The organism is Pandoraea communis, assembly GCF_902459745.1.
GTDB classification, from domain to species: domain Bacteria; phylum Pseudomonadota; class Gammaproteobacteria; order Burkholderiales; family Burkholderiaceae; genus Pandoraea; species Pandoraea communis.
In genome coordinates this window covers 528,238-542,221 of record NZ_CABPSJ010000001.1, presented here as the reverse complement: position 1 = coordinate 542,221, position 13,984 = coordinate 528,238, and the positions used below count along the sequence as shown (strand labels likewise).

General features: G+C 62.4%; 15 protein-coding genes and 1 pseudogene. 14 read left to right on the top strand and 2 right to left on the bottom strand.

The annotated features are described in order from the left end of the window. Positions 1 to 119 precede the first annotated feature (119 nt). The 4 genes from PCO31110_RS02510 to PCO31110_RS02495 all read left to right on the top strand — a co-directional run bounded on the left by PCO31110_RS02510 (position 120) and on the right by PCO31110_RS02495 (position 4,071). Entirely contained in the window at positions 120 to 1,166 is a 1,047-nt protein-coding gene (locus PCO31110_RS02510) for an ornithine carbamoyltransferase (protein WP_150689549.1), read from the top strand. Between the two features lie 146 nt (positions 1,167 to 1,312). Then, on the top strand, positions 1,313 to 2,425 hold the full coding sequence (locus tag PCO31110_RS02505) for a threonine synthase (protein WP_150689548.1): 1,113 nt from the start codon (positions 1,313 to 1,315) through the stop codon (positions 2,423 to 2,425). Then, a complete protein-coding gene (locus tag PCO31110_RS02500; protein ID WP_150689547.1) occupies positions 2,422 to 3,378 on the top strand; it encodes an FAD-dependent oxidoreductase in 957 nt (318 codons plus the stop codon). Before PCO31110_RS02505 ends, PCO31110_RS02500 begins: the two co-directional genes overlap by 4 nt. 48 nt (positions 3,379 to 3,426) lie before the next feature. After that, the gene (locus PCO31110_RS02495; protein WP_010804766.1) at positions 3,427 to 4,071 is read left to right on the top strand and encodes a flavin reductase family protein; all 645 of its coding nucleotides are present in this window, start codon (positions 3,427 to 3,429) and stop codon (positions 4,069 to 4,071) included. Here PCO31110_RS02495 and PCO31110_RS02490 read toward each other — a convergent pair. Next, a complete protein-coding gene (locus PCO31110_RS02490; protein WP_150689546.1) occupies positions 4,022 to 4,849 on the bottom strand; it encodes an autoinducer binding domain-containing protein in 828 nt (275 codons plus the stop codon). The two genes, PCO31110_RS02495 and PCO31110_RS02490, sit on opposite strands and share 50 nt — an antisense overlap. A 582-nt stretch (positions 4,850 to 5,431) precedes the next feature. On the opposite strand from PCO31110_RS02490, the gene PCO31110_RS02485 reads away from it, so the two are divergent. From PCO31110_RS02485 to PCO31110_RS02460, 7 genes and pseudogenes are all read left to right on the top strand, one after another. After that, positions 5,432 to 5,905: a DUF2244 domain-containing protein gene (locus tag PCO31110_RS02485; protein WP_150557798.1), complete on the top strand. Its 474-nt coding sequence runs from the start codon at positions 5,432 to 5,434 to the stop codon at positions 5,903 to 5,905. A 41-nt stretch (positions 5,906 to 5,946) separates the two neighbouring features. Then, positions 5,947 to 7,173, top strand: a pseudogene (gene coxB, locus PCO31110_RS02480) (cytochrome c oxidase subunit II); the annotation flags it as partial. 38 nt (positions 7,174 to 7,211) lie between these two features. Then, positions 7,212 to 8,804 (top strand): cytochrome c oxidase subunit I, encoded by a 1,593-nt coding sequence (gene ctaD / locus PCO31110_RS02475; RefSeq protein WP_010804770.1) that lies wholly within the window; start codon positions 7,212 to 7,214, stop codon positions 8,802 to 8,804. Positions 8,805 to 8,806: 2 nt separating this feature from the next. Further along, positions 8,807 to 8,926 (top strand): cytochrome oxidase small assembly protein, encoded by a 120-nt coding sequence (locus PCO31110_RS25850; RefSeq protein ID WP_210400019.1) that lies wholly within the window; start codon positions 8,807 to 8,809, stop codon positions 8,924 to 8,926. A gap of 64 nt (positions 8,927 to 8,990) precedes the next feature. Next, complete coding sequence (locus PCO31110_RS02470; RefSeq protein ID WP_010804771.1) at positions 8,991 to 9,644, top strand: cytochrome c oxidase assembly protein; 654 nt, start codon at positions 8,991 to 8,993, stop codon at positions 9,642 to 9,644. Next, positions 9,637 to 9,858 carry a DUF2970 domain-containing protein gene (locus PCO31110_RS02465; RefSeq protein WP_010804772.1) on the top strand — a complete coding sequence of 74 codons (222 nt, stop codon included), beginning with the start codon at positions 9,637 to 9,639 and terminating at the stop codon, positions 9,856 to 9,858. Before PCO31110_RS02470 ends, PCO31110_RS02465 begins: the two co-directional genes overlap by 8 nt. Positions 9,859 to 9,898: 40 nt before the next feature. Then, a complete protein-coding gene (locus PCO31110_RS02460) occupies positions 9,899 to 10,759 on the top strand; it encodes a cytochrome c oxidase subunit 3 (RefSeq protein ID WP_010804773.1) in 861 nt (286 codons plus the stop codon). Between the two features lie 259 nt (positions 10,760 to 11,018). Here PCO31110_RS02460 and PCO31110_RS02455 read toward each other — a convergent pair whose 3' ends face one another. Beyond that, positions 11,019 to 11,222, bottom strand: a complete 204-nt coding sequence (locus PCO31110_RS02455) for a twin transmembrane helix small protein (RefSeq protein WP_010804774.1) — start codon at positions 11,220 to 11,222, stop codon at positions 11,019 to 11,021. A 135-nt stretch (positions 11,223 to 11,357) separates the two neighbouring features. Between PCO31110_RS02455 and PCO31110_RS02450 the strand changes: the two genes are divergently transcribed. The 3 genes from PCO31110_RS02450 to PCO31110_RS02440 all read left to right on the top strand — a co-directional run bounded on the left by PCO31110_RS02450 (position 11,358) and on the right by PCO31110_RS02440 (position 13,983). Beyond that, positions 11,358 to 12,083 (top strand): SURF1 family protein, encoded by a 726-nt coding sequence (locus PCO31110_RS02450; RefSeq protein ID WP_036663795.1) that lies wholly within the window; start codon positions 11,358 to 11,360, stop codon positions 12,081 to 12,083. Between the two features lie 7 nt (positions 12,084 to 12,090). Then, positions 12,091 to 12,723, top strand: a complete 633-nt coding sequence (locus PCO31110_RS02445; RefSeq protein ID WP_010804776.1) for an SCO family protein — start codon at positions 12,091 to 12,093, stop codon at positions 12,721 to 12,723. A gap of 75 nt (positions 12,724 to 12,798) precedes the next feature. Continuing rightward, positions 12,799 to 13,983 carry a COX15/CtaA family protein gene (locus tag PCO31110_RS02440; protein ID WP_010804777.1) on the top strand — a complete coding sequence of 395 codons (1,185 nt, stop codon included), beginning with the start codon at positions 12,799 to 12,801 and terminating at the stop codon, positions 13,981 to 13,983. Position 13,984: the final 1 nt, after the last annotated feature.

Below are 13,984 nucleotides of genomic sequence, written 5' to 3'. Positions count from 1 at the left end.
CCCATCGGGTGCGGTGGGTACCGCGGTCAGCGAGCGCATATCCGCCAGATAACGTCAAACACGACAGGCAGCGTGGTGCTGTCTCGGGAGCATCACCGAAAGACGATCAGGAGAGATATGTGACTCGCAACTGGCTTGCCCCCGATCTGACCATGAGCGCACCGGACTATCGTGCGCTGCTTGACGCGGCACTTTCCTTCAAGCGTCGATATCCGCGGTCCACCGAAGACGCGTTGCGCGGCCGGACGATCTACTTTCTCTTCTATAACGCTTCACTCCGCACGCGCAGCAGCTTCCAGACTGGTTTGTCTCGCATGGGCGGGCATGCCATCGTGCTCGATCCCCATCACGGGATTTATACGCCAGCGCTGCCTGAGGCCGAGATTCCCTATTCGACAGAGCGTGTCGCCGATGTGGCGAGGGTGCTTTCGTCCTATGGTGATGCGATCGCCATCCGCATGTACGGTGCACCGGCCGGTTGGGTGTACGGCGCGGCGCATCGTCATCTCGAAGCATTTTCGCAATGGAGCCGGGCGCCCATCATCAACATGGAGTGCGATCGCTTTCATCCGTGTCAGGCGCTCGCCGACGTGATGACGATGCGCGAGCAATTGGGAGGACTCGCCGGGCGGCGGCTTTGCATCAGTTGGGCCTACTCCGGAAGCTGGCACAAGCCCGTGGCGGTGCCGCAGAGTCTGCTGCTCGCCGCCGTGAAAGCGGGGATGGATGTCACGCTTGCCCATCCGGCATCGTTCGGTCTCGATCCGCAAGTCATGCAAGCGGCCACGCAGTTTGCCGAGCAGACGGGCGCAAGCATTCGCGTCACTCACGACCTGCGCGACGGGGTGACCGATGCGCACGCCGTCTATGCGAAATCATGGTGCAGCCTCGCGCATTTGCCACTGCGCCACGGTGATGCAGTCGACGAGACGGCGATGCGGGAGTCCTTCGAGCGTCATCGAGACTGGCGTGTCGACGCCGACGTGATGCGACTCGCCGCACCAGGCGCCGGGTATCTGCATTGCTTGCCCGCAGACCGAGGACAAGAGGTGACGGACGAGGTGATCGACGGCCCGTCGTCGTGGGTCTTTCAGCAAGCCGGGAACCGGCTTCATGCGCAGAACGCCGTGATGGCGCATTTACTGAATCCGGGGTGCCTTGAGTGACGTCATGCTTCTCGTATCGTTATGCGTGTGTGAGATGCGCGGCGCCGCAGTCCTGGGGCGCGATCCGTTATCGCTGCCACCTGTGCGGACAAAATCTGCGCATCCAACGCAAGGTTAACGGTGAGGCGCCGTCCGCGCGGGACATCGTGAGCACGTTTCGCGGCCGAGGGATGTGGCGATACCGTGCGCTCCTGCCCGTCGAGGCCCGATGGGGCAGTCGATTGGTTGTCGGGGAAACGCCGCTGATCGACTGTGGCGACGATGGGGGTGTCGATCTCTGGGTGAAAGACGAGGCTCGCAATCCCAGCGGATCGCTGAAGGATCGCGCCACCGAAGTGGTGTTGGCCGTCGCGAAGCGCGCGGGATGCACGCATACGGTAGCGGCGTCGACAGGCAATGCCGGTGCGTCGTTGGCGTGCATCGCCGCGTCGCAGGGGATGCAGGCGACTGTTGTCGTGCCGGCCAGCACGCCTTTCGTCAAACTCGCGCAGATCCGCGCCTATGGCGCAAAGGTCTGTGAGGTCGACGGAACTTACGACGATGCGTTCGAGATTGCCGAACGGATGGCCGACGATGCCGGTGTGTGCTGCCGCAATACGGGCATCAATCCCTTCACGCGCGAAGGCAAGAAAACTTGCGCGTTCGAGATGGCGGAGGCATTCGATTGGTGTGTGCCGGATTGGGTGGTCGTGCCGACGGGCGACGGCAACATTCTTTCCGGAATCGCGGCGGGGTTCCTCGAACTCTATGCACTGGGCATTACGCCTGCGGTGCCTCGCTTGCTGGCGGCACAGGCCGACAGTTCGAACAGCATCACGCGCGATTGGCAGGACGACGATGAAGGCTCGGCTTTGCCGCAGTCTCCCACCGTCGTCAATCCGGAAACGGTCGCCGACAGTCTGTCGGTCAGCCGTCCTCGCGATCATTTCGCGGCGCTGCACGCATTGCGCGTAACGCGCGGTGCATGTGTCGCGCTGGACGATGCCCGCATTCTCGCCGCGTCGCAAACGCTGGCGCAGCGTTTCGGCCTATGGTTCGAACCGTCGACGGCCGCCGGATATGCGGCGCTACATGAATGTCTCGCCACGGGCCGAATCCAGACCGGGTCGCGGGTAGTGCTGCTTGGCACAGGAACGGGGCTGAAGGCCCCGCAGGACTTCGATAGCGTGGCGCCCGGGCACTTACAAGACTATGCCAAGGCCGTGCCTCGCGGCGTCCCCGAAGAGCGCCGGCATTTTCGCGGGGAGGGGCAGACGTGACGCGGCAACGCATCATCGTCCTCGGCGCCGGTGTCAGTGGCCTGACGACAGCCGTGACGATGGCATTGGCGGGATGCGACGTCGCTATTCACGCCGCGGAAGGGCCGGGGCAGACAACATCTGCACTCGCCGCCGCGATCTGGCATCCGTTCTATCAGGCGCCCGATTTCGTCTATCTCGAACGGGCTCGTCGGACGTACGCGACGATGGCTCGCTTGTCTGCCGACACATCCTCTGGCGTGCTCATGCGAACGCTCACCGAATATTTCCGTCGAGACGCCGGTGTGCCATGGTGGGCCGAGTGCGCCCGCGACCTCAAGCGGCTGCCGGAGACCGACGTGCCATCACGTTTCGCATGTGCTTATCGTATGGCCGTGCCCGTCGCCGACACGGGGATCTATCTTCGTTACCTGATGAATATGTTTCTCGAACTCGGTGGTCGTTTCGAGCAGCAACGTGTCGACGATCCGGCACCGCTGCTCGACGACGCCGACTATGTGGTGAATTGCTGTGGCTATGGCAGCCGGCAGTTCGGCGACAACGCGTTGTCGCTCTCTCGCGCCATTGTGTTGCGCGCCCGGCGCGACGCTGCGGTGCGTGGTTGCTTCATCGACGACTCCGATCCGGCAGCGCCGACGTACATCGTGGAGCGAGATGACGACATCGTTCTCGGCGGCACGGCCGACCCGGAACTGACGTCGACCGTTATTGGCGACCGGCAGATCGCCGACATCGTGCGCCGTTGCACTCAACTGTGCGAGGGGGTCGCCGTGTTGCGCGTTATCGAGGCTCGCACCGGATTCCGGCCGATGCGACGTGTTGCAAGAGTGGCGGTCGACGAGCGTCACTCTCGGTTGCTTCACAACTATGGTCACGGCGGCGGTGGCTTCACGTTGTCGTGGGGCTGTGCGAACGATGTTCTGCGTTTGGCGGGGCTGGCGACGGCAAATTAACGTGTGCCCGCAAACGGCCGGGCAGACACCACAACTCTGGGAAGTGACATGGAACTCGATCCGGCGACGCTCGACGAAGCGAGCATCTACAACTTCATGATGAGCACGATCCTGCCGCGTCCTATCGCGTGGGTCAGCACGGTGGATAGGCAGGGGCGGCCGAATCTCGCACCGTATGCCTACTTCATGGGGGTATGTTGCGTGCCGATGACGGTGTTGTTCTGTCCGGTGGTGCCCCCCGCGCCGAAGCGAAAGAAGGACACCCTTCGCAATGTCGAGGCTGTGCCCGAGTTCGTCGTGAACGTGGCAAGTGCGTCGTGTATCGACGCCGTGAATCTCTCGGCAGCACCGCTGCCCGCCGGCGAGTCGGAATTCGATCTGACGGGCGTGACCCCGGTGCCTTCGTCACGCGTGCGGCCACCGCGCGTGCTTGAGGCCGCTGTGGCGTACGAGTGCCGAGTGCGCGACATCATCGAGATCAGTGCCGCCCCGGGGGGAGGATGGGTCGTACTCGGCACGGTGCTGGCGGCGCATGTGGACGACGCGTTGCTCGACCCGGTCACCCATCAGGTGGATTTGCAAGGATTGCGTCCGGTAGGACGGCTGGGGGGCGGATCGTTTGTGAATGCCGCCAGCGATACTTTCACGTTGACGCGTTACAAGACGCTCGCCGACCTTGCGGCGCGGAAGTGACGGCTTGTGGCCCCGTAGAGGTGAAGTCGTCGAGCAGCCCGTAATCGCTGGCGAGTTTCGCCGCTCGGTGACGGCTCGATACGTCGAACTTGCGCATGACGCTGCGCAAATGGAAGACGACGCCGTGTTCCGAGATCGTGAGGATGCGCCCGATCTCCCACGAAGTCTTGCCGCATGCCACCCAACGCAGGCACTCGCGTTCGCGCGGCGTTAGTACGGGGGCATGGTGGCGCACGGCGTCGCGTTGCACGATGCGCCATGCAGCCTCGTGCACATGCATCGCCAGCACGGCGCCTCCATGCTGTATCCAGGCGTGCGCACCGGGTGCGCGCGGATGGCGGGGCGGACGACGCGACGAGGACAGGCTCAATGTTCCCGATGCCCCGGAAGGGGTGAATACCGGATAGGTGATGCCGGAGCGCAGACCTGCGGCACGCTGGTCGTGAAGCAGTTGCAGGGCCTCGGGCGATGTGTAGAGCGCAGGCATCCATTCGACGGGCGTGAGTTGTCTGCGCGCACGAGACAGCACCGGGTCGATGTTCGCGTACTGTTGAGCGTCGTAGTGCTTTTGCCATGCTTCGGGCAGGTTGCCGAGTTGCGGTGTCGCCAGCTTGCCGCCCGGCAACGGGAAATGCCCGCGATAGCTGAAATAGCAATGTCTGAGCGCACGGCATAACGACTGCAACAGCGTGCACAAGGCATCGAAGTCAGTGACGGAGTGCAAGGCGCTCAGACCGTCGGCAAACGAGCGGGGAGTAATGCAACGCGTGGCACGCATGACATATCGATGTAGGGAACATGTTTCGCTTGTAGCATGCGTGATATGGACGCGCGCATCGAGGGGCGCTACGCGGGGTGTGAGGGTTTGGCGCGCGAGCGTGTGTCACGCACGGTGCACCGGGCGCGACATAACGTCGCATGCGAAATCCGGCGCAGCGTCTAGTGTTGATGGATATCGGACGAATCCCGCATCGCAGCGAAGGCGATGATGGGCGGAGCGCGTCGCGCGATTCGCGTGACGGGCGTTTGACGACGGGGGGAGCATCGTTCACGAACGCGTGCGGTTCGGGTATTCAGGACACCGCAACGAGTCGTGTCGTGTTGCAACGTGTCAAACCGGCGGCGCATAGGGAGTATCCCGTAGTCGCCCGGCCGCCAAGATTTTCAGCTAGGGGAATAACCGGATTTCCCTTTTGCATCAATGAGTTCAGGAGGATGCTATGGTTCGCCAAATACTCGGTATCAATGTTGTCGCTTCGAGAATGCGCGTTCTATAATGCGGCAGTTTGTCGCGGCCCGGACGCCACTGGTTCCCGGCCGTCGGACATGAAAGACCCAAGATGCCCCACGGGTGACGGCGATGCTCGCAGCCTCTTCCTCCGACGTTGAATCGGTGACGAAGGAATGGACGCACAAGCGCAACTGCGCGATATCGCCGCGCCAGTTTGTCCTGTTCTACCTGTCGTTGGCCGCCGTTTCTCTGGGTGTTGCCTTGATTGCGGCGTGGCGCGGTGGGTGGTTGGTCTTGCCGTTCACAGGCCTGGACTTGCTCGTGGTGGGCGTTGCGTTTGTCATTCATGCCCGGCATGCCACAGATTACGAGGTCATTCGGTTGTCGCCTGTGAGCCTTGTGGTCGAGCAACGTTCAGCACAGAGGTTGACGCAGTACGAGTTCAATCCCCGCTGGGTGCGCATCGACATCGAGAAGCCGCCACGTACGCGCGTTGTCTTGCGCTCGGGTAGCCGCTCGGTCACTGTCGGTGCCTATCTTGCGCCGCATCGCCGCGAAACGTTTGCGCGCGAGCTGCGCCGTTGTCTTGCCCAACAGGCCTGAGAGATGGAGACGATCTCGGGCGACCGCCAGGGAGGATTTGGATGGTAATTTTGGGTAAGGAAGCTATGAAAAAAACGAAACACGCCTTGGCGGCTTTCCTTGCGGGCGCCTCACTGTTCGCCGGCGCTCCGGCACTGGCGGCGGTCACCGATATGCCGGGGGGGCCTGCCGTCAACGAACTCAACTTCCAGCCGCCGGTCACGAAACTCGCGCAAGAGCTTCACAGCCTTCACACCATGATGCTGATCATCTGTCTGGTGATCTTCCTCGCGGTGTTCGGTGTGATGTTCTATTCGATCTTCAAACACCGCAAATCCAAGGGCCATCAACCCGCGAATTTTCACGAGAGCACCACGGTCGAGGTGATCTGGACGGTCGTGCCGTTCATCATCGTGATTCTGATGGCGCTGCCCGCCACGAAAACCGTGGTCGCCATGAAGGACACGACCAACGCCGACATCACGATCAAGGTGACCGGCTATCAGTGGAAGTGGGGCTACGACTACCTGAAGGGCGAAGGCGAGGGCATTAGGTTCCTCTCCACACTCACCACGCCGCGCAGCCAGATCGACGGCCAGGCACCGAAGAGCAACACCTATTTGCAGGAAGTCGACAACCCGATGGTCGTGCCGGTCAACAAGAAGGTGCGTCTCATCACGACGGCCAACGACGTGATCCACTCGTTCTACGTGCCCGCGTTCGGTATCAAGCAGGATGCGATTCCGGGCTTCGTACGCGATACGTGGTTCAAGGCGGAGAAGGTCGGCGAGTATCGCGGCTTCTGTACCGAGCTGTGCGGAAAGGAGCACGCGTTCATGCCGGTCGTGGTGAAGGTGGTCTCCGAAGACGATTACAACAAGTGGGTCGATACGCAGAAGAAGCAGATGGCGGCGTCGGCCGACGATCCGAACAAGACGTACACCGTGCAGGAACTGATGGAGCGCGGCCAGAAGGTCTACGCGTCGAATTGTGCGGTGTGCCATCAGCCGAACGGCAAGGGCGGCGGTGCCTTCCCGGCGCTCGATGGCGGCAAGATCGTGAACGGCCCGGTGGCAGATCACATCAGCATCGTGCTGCACGGCAAGAATGCGATGCCTAACTGGTCGCATCTGAACGATGTGGAGCTTGCGGCCGTCATCACGTTCGAGCGCAATTCGTGGAGCAACAAGACCGGTGACGTCGTTCAGCCGGCGCAGGTGCGTGAAGCGCGTGGCAACAAGTCGGCGAATGCCGCAGGGGCTGCCGACGCTGGCGCAGCGAAGAACAGTTAAGTGCCGTTCGACCAGTTCGAGGAAGGAGATTGGGTATGAGTTCCATCGCTCACGATCACGTGGCGGGTCACGACGATCACGCGCACGACCATCCGCACGGATGGCGACGCTGGCTGTTCGCGACGAATCACAAGGACATCGGCACGATGTACATGATCTTCTCGTTCGTCATGCTGCTCTCGGGCGGCGTGATGGCGTTGATGATCCGTGCGGAATTGTTCGAACCGGGCTTGCAGTTCATTCGTCCGGAGTTCTTCAACCAGCTCACCACCATGCACGGGCTGGTGATGATTTTCGGCGCGATCATGCCGGCGTTCGTGGGGTTCGCGAACTGGATGATCCCGTTGCAGATCGGCGCGTCGGACATGGCCTTCGCGCGGATGAACAACTTCAGCTTCTGGCTGCTGCCCGTTGGCGGTCTGTTGCTGATCTCGTCGTTTCTCGTGCCGGGCGGTGCCACGGCAGCCGGCTGGACGATGTACGCGCCGCTGTCGGTGCAGATGGGCCCCGGCCAGGATCTGGCGATTTTCGGTGCGCACATTCTGGGGGCGTCGTCGATCATGGGCGCGATCAACATCATCGTGACCATCCTGAACATGCGCGCGCCGGGCATGACGCTCATGAAGATGCCGATGTTCGTGTGGACGTGGCTGATCACCGCCTATCTGCTCATCGCCGTGATGCCGGTGCTCGCCGGCGCGATCACGATGCTGCTCACGGATCGGCACTTCGGCACGTCGTTCTTCAACGCGGCGGGCGGCGGCGATCCGGTCATGTATCAGCACATCTTCTGGTTCTTCGGACACCCGGAGGTGTACATCATGATTCTGCCGGCGTTCGGGATCGTCTCGCAGGTGATTCCGGCGTTCTCGCGCAAGCGGTTGTTCGGCTATAGCTCGATGGTGTACGCCACGGCGTCGATCGCGATTCTGTCGTTCATGGTGTGGGCGCACCACATGTTCGTGACGGGCATGCCGGTCACGGGCCAGCTCTTCTTCATGTACGCCACGATGCTGATCTCGGTGCCGACCGGCGTGAAGGTCTTCAACTGGGTTGCCACGATGTGGAAGGGCTCGCTCTCGTTCGAGTCGCCGATGCTCTTCGCCGTCGGCTTCCTCTTCGTGTTCACGATGGGCGGCTTCACCGGCCTGATGCTCTCGCTCGCGCCGCTCGACATTCAGATGCACGGCACTTACTACGTGGTGGCGCACTTCCACTACGTGCTCGTGGCCGGTTCATTATTCGCGCTCTTCTCCGGGTTCTATTACTGGGTGCCGAAGTGGACAGGCCACATGTACAACGAGTGGCGCGGCAAGTTCCACTTCTGGGGCTCGCTCATCACGTTCAACGTGACGTTCTTCCCGATGCACTTCCTGGGGCTGGCCGGTATGCCGCGCCGCTATGCCGACTACCCGGCACAGTTCACGGACTTCAACCAGCTCGCGACGATCGGTGCTTTCGGTTTCGGCCTGATGCAGGTGTACTTCCTGTTCTTCGTGGCGCTGCCGACGTGGCGCGGCGGCCCGGCCGCCGAAGCCAAGCCGTGGGATGGTGCGGAAGGCCTGGAGTGGACCGTGCCGAGCCCGGCGCCGTTCCACACCTTCGAAACGCCGCCGAAGGTGCATTGACCATGGCAGCCAGTCGCGAACAGCGAGCGAAGAACCTGCGCACGGGGCTGATTCTCGCCTCGGTCGTGGTGGTTTTCTTCGTTGGGGTGATGATCAAGACCAAGCTGACGGGCGGTATTTGAATCGGACGCCTCGCCAATGCAGCGGGGTGCCCGGTGATGCCATGAGGCCAGCGTGCCGCACGGCATGGACACCATTGAACGGGGAGCCATCAAGGCGAATATGGGCGGCTTGCGACGAATCAACGTGCGCACTTTCAGCAAGTTGCTGCTGCTGGTCGCGGTGATGTTCGGTTTCGGCTACGCGATGGTGCCGTTCTACCGCGCATTCTGCGATCTCGTGGGCATCAACCAGTTGGGCGATCGCACGACTGAGATTGCGGCGCGCAATTCGCAGATCGACGAAAGCCGCACGATCACTGTCGAATTCGATGCCAACGCGCAGGGACCGCTACGCTTCAAGCCGGCGAAGAGCAGTCTGACGGTGCACCCCGGACAGATGGCGACCATCGAGTACGAAGTGGCGAACCAGCAGCCGCATGAAGTCCGTGCGCAGGCGATTCCGAGCTACGCTCCGGCGCAGGCGGCGAGCTACTTCAAGAAGATCGAGTGCTTCTGCTTCACGCAACAGACACTCAAGGCCGGAGAGGCCAAGGAATTCCCGGTGGTGTTCGTGGTGGACACGAAGCTGCCCAAGGATGTGAATACGATCACGCTGTCCTATACTTTTTTCGATCTCGGCAAGAATGACGCCAATCAGCGCGCGGACGCCACGGTGGACGCGCAAAGCGGCAAGTTGAGCGCAGGAGCGACAGGAGGAGGCAAGGGCAGCAATGGATGACCTGAAGGAGGCGACTCAGCGCAAGCTGTCATTCGTCCAGACCATCAAGGCGGTGTTCTGGTCGTTTTTTGGCGTGCGCAAGGGGCGTGATCACGACCGCGACATGGCGCAGCTCAACCCTGTGCATCTGATCCTGGCGGGACTGATCGGGGGCATCCTGTTTGTCGTGGCGCTGGTGCTGTTGGCGAAGCTCGCCATTCGGCTCGCGACGTGAATGGCATAAATAAAAGAGAACCCAGCCTGGAGAGATAAGCATGAGCGGTCAACACCAAACGGCGCCTTACTACTTCGTGCCGGCCCCCTCGCGTCACCCGGTGAGCTGCAGTGTCGGCTTGCTGGTGGTGCTGGGCTCGGCCGCCGCGTGGGTCAACGGTCAATCGTGGGCACCGTGGACGGCGCTGGCCGGCCTGCTGTGGGTGCTGTGGGTGCTGCGCAGTTGGTTCGGCGATTCGATTGCCGAGTCCGAAGGCGGGCTGTATGGCAAGCGCATCGATGCGTCCTATCGCTGGGGCATGAGCTGGTTCATCTTCTCCGAGGTGATGTTCTTTGCGGCGTTCTTCGGCGCGCTGTTCTACGCACGCACGCTGGCGATGCCGTGGCTCGGCGATCTCGACAACAAGCTGTTGTGGCCCGACTTCAGCGCCGTGTGGCCGAACACCGGCCCGGCCGGTGTCGTCGATGCCTTCGAGACGATGGGGCCGTGGCCGATCCCGACACTCAACACGGCACTGCTGCTGACGTCGGGCGTTACGCTCACGATCTCGCACCACGCTTTGCGCGCGAACCATCGCGGCACTGCGATCTTTTGGCTGTTCGCCACCGTTGTACTGGGCTTCGTGTTCCTGGGCTTCCAGGCGTACGAATATCACCACGCCTACACCGAACTGAACCTGAAGCTCACCTCGGGCGTGTACGGCTCGACCTTCTTCCTGCTCACCGGCTTCCACGGTTTCCATGTGATGCTGGGGGCGATCATGCTCAGCGTCATGCTGATTCGTCTGATGAAGGGGCATTTCACGCCGGAGCATCACTTCGGTTTCGAGGGCGCTGCCTGGTATTGGCACTTTGTCGACGTGGTCTGGCTGGGCCTGTACGTCGTGGTCTACTGGCTCTGACGTCGAGACCGGCACGACGATCGGGACGCCGCCGGATTCCGGCGGCGTTTCCATTTGCAGGCGCCGTCGTCACCCGATAGGGCAGTGGGGGCTTTGCGCACGACAGCGACGGGAGGGCGGCCAAATGCGGCCTTATGTCGCACAGCTGGCGAGGTGTCCGAAGTCACGGCACCGCGCGATGGCCGCAAGCGTTACGTGGAGCAAAGACGGGCAGTGGGGATGGGGTGCGGCGATTTGCCGCAGGCGTGCGGCGTGGGACTCAGTATCGTATGCCCGTGCTGTGAATCCAGCCCATCCAGTTGGCGAACAGGATGAGCAGGAACAGCGTCACCGACAGGCCGACACGCACCATGAGCGAATGCACGGTGCGACTCGATCGGCCCTTGTCTCGCATCATGAAAAACAATGCGGACGCCAGACTGCCAAGAATCAGGACGAAGGCGATGGCAACGATGATGCGCATGATTTGTCCGATGACGGGAATTCGTCATTATCGGGCAACGGGCACGCGCTGGCATGCTGCAATGCAGTGTATTGCGCCGGCGTTCATTGCGCTGCCAGACAAGGAATGTACGTGTTGAAAACTCTCTTGCGTGGCATGCGCCCGGTACCGGCGCTGCTGATTTTGCTGGGCGTGATGCTTACCGCGGCGCTCGGCGCGTGGCAGTATCAGCGCGCGCAGATGCGTCTGGCACGTCAGGCACTGATAGCGCAGGCCGAACATGCGCCAGTCATCGTGCTGGGTGCGCAGACCTATTCGCTGAGCGACGTGGCGAACCGGCGCGTGCGTGTCACGGGGCGCTTCCTGCAGAACCGGGTGGTGTATCTGGACAATCGTCCGCGCAACGAACTGCCCGGCTTTTACGTGGTGATGGCGTTGCAGACGGCGCCGGACCATGTGGTGCTCGTCAATCGCGGATGGCTGCCGCGCGACTTGCGCGATCGCGCGGCGATCATGCCGTATGCGACCCCCGCAGGCGATATCACCATCGAGGGCATTGCGCAGCCTGACGCGTCGCGCGCCTTCGAATTGGGCCGGGGCGGTTCGGCGGCGGGACTGGTCATTCGCCAGAATCTCGACGTGGCGGATTACGCGCGTGAGACGTCGCTGCCGCTGCAACCGTTCGTCGTCATGCAGACCAACGACACGGGCGATCATCTGCTGCGCGACTGGCCTGCGCCGGCGAGCGGCGCGGATCGCAATTATGGATACATGGCGCAATGGTTCGGCATGTCGCTGATTCTTGCGCTGCTGGGACTTCGTCTGGCTTATCGGCGCGGACGCCAGCTGGCGACAGCCACCCACCCCTTAAAGCGGGCATGAGGCGAGCATGAATACAGACGTGAGTCCCGGAGGCACGGGTAGCCCCGCCATCGATCCGATGCAACGACGCCGTGCGCGGCGCATGCTGGTGCTGCTGTTCGTGGTGTGTGCAGCGCCTGCGGTGGCGGCCTATCTGATGTATTACGTGTTCAAACCGCAGGGTGGCACGTCGGCCTACGGGAAGTTGATCGAACCGCAGCGGCCGCTGCCTGCGCTGCTGGTGCGCGACGACGAGACGGGCGAGACGCTGCCGTTGTCGTCGCTCAAGGGCAAGTGGCTGATGATCAGCGCAGACACCGCCGCGTGTGACGAGAATTGCGTGAGCAAGCTCTTCTACATGCGGCAGATTCGCGTGTTGCAGGGCAATGAGCGTACGCGCGTGGAAACGCTGTGGCTGGTCACGGATGACGCCCCGGTGTCCGGCAAACTCGACGCGGCATATGAAGATACGCGCCGCCTGCGGACCGACCCGGTCGCGTTGGCGTCGTGGCTGCCGACGCAGGACGGTACGGGGCTGCGCGACCATATCTATCTGGTCGACCCGCTGGGCAACCTGATGATGGCGTTCCCGAAAAACGCCGATCCGGGCAAGATCAAGAGCGATCTGTCCCGATTGCTCAAATGGTCGGGAACGGGTTGAGGGGCACGCCCCGCAATGCGAATGAGACCGGGCGCAACGGCGCACGGAAGATGACGAGGAACTGACGTAAAACCGATGCTTTACCTTCTGGAACTGGGCTTCATCGGCCTGTGTATTGCCGTACTGCCGCTCGGCTGGGTGCTGTTGCGCCGCGATGCGAACAAGTACCGCAAGCTGGCCTGGGTGACGACCTTTCTCACGCTCGACCTGATCATGTTCGGCGGCTTCACGCGGCTCACGGATTCGGGGCTTGGGTGCCCCGACTGGCCGGGTTGCTACGGCACGTCGTCGCCGTTCGCCGCGCATGCGGACATTCACGCCGCGCAGTCGCTGCTGCCCACCGGGCCGGTAACGTTCCTGAAGGCGTGGATCGAGATGATCCATCGTTACTTCGCCATGTCGGTGGGTGTGCTCATCATCGTGCTGATGGTGATGGCATGGGTGAAGCGGCGCGAACTCAAGCAATCACCCTGGTTCGCCACGTGGCTATTCATCCTCGTGTGCGTGCAGGGCGCGTTCGGCGCGTGGACCGTCACGATGAAGCTCCAGCCGGTGATCGTCACCACGCACCTGATGTTAGCGCTGACTTTGCTCGGATCGCTTGTGTGGCTGGCGTCGCGTCAAATGTCGCAGGCGAGCGTGGCGGCCGATCCGGGCGCGTTGCGCTGGCGCTGGGCGGCTTTGATCGGATTGGCGCTGCTGGTGTTCCAGATCGCGCTTGGCGGGTGGGTGAGTACCAACTACGCCGTGCTGGCCTGTACCGATTTCCCGACGTGCCAGGGGCAGTGGGTACCGCCGATGGATTTCCACAACGGCTTCAAGCTCTGGCGTGAGTTGGGCAAAACAGCCGGTGGCGAGGTGATTCCGATGGACGCGCTCGTGGCGATTCACTGGGTGCACCGGACGTTCGCGGTGGTGGTCGTGCTGTATCTGGCGTGGCTGGCGACCCGGCTGCGGCGTCATGCCGCACTCAGAAAGCCGTCCATGCTGGTATTGATGCTGGTGTTCGTGCAATTCGCGACGGGGTTGTCGAACATCGTTTTCCAATGGCCGCTGCTCAACGCCATCGCCCATAACGGCGGGGCGGCCGTCCTGCTGCTATTGCTCGTTATGTTAAACTACCGCATTCGCGCCGCCAGAACGGCGGCGTCCATTGCGGCCGGCCTGACAGATCAGGCAGACCTTCCGGCCCGCCAGAAGCCCCTCCCGTCAGCGGAGCCGGCTGCACCGCTCGCTGGCGCCCCGACTGGCTCGGCGTAGC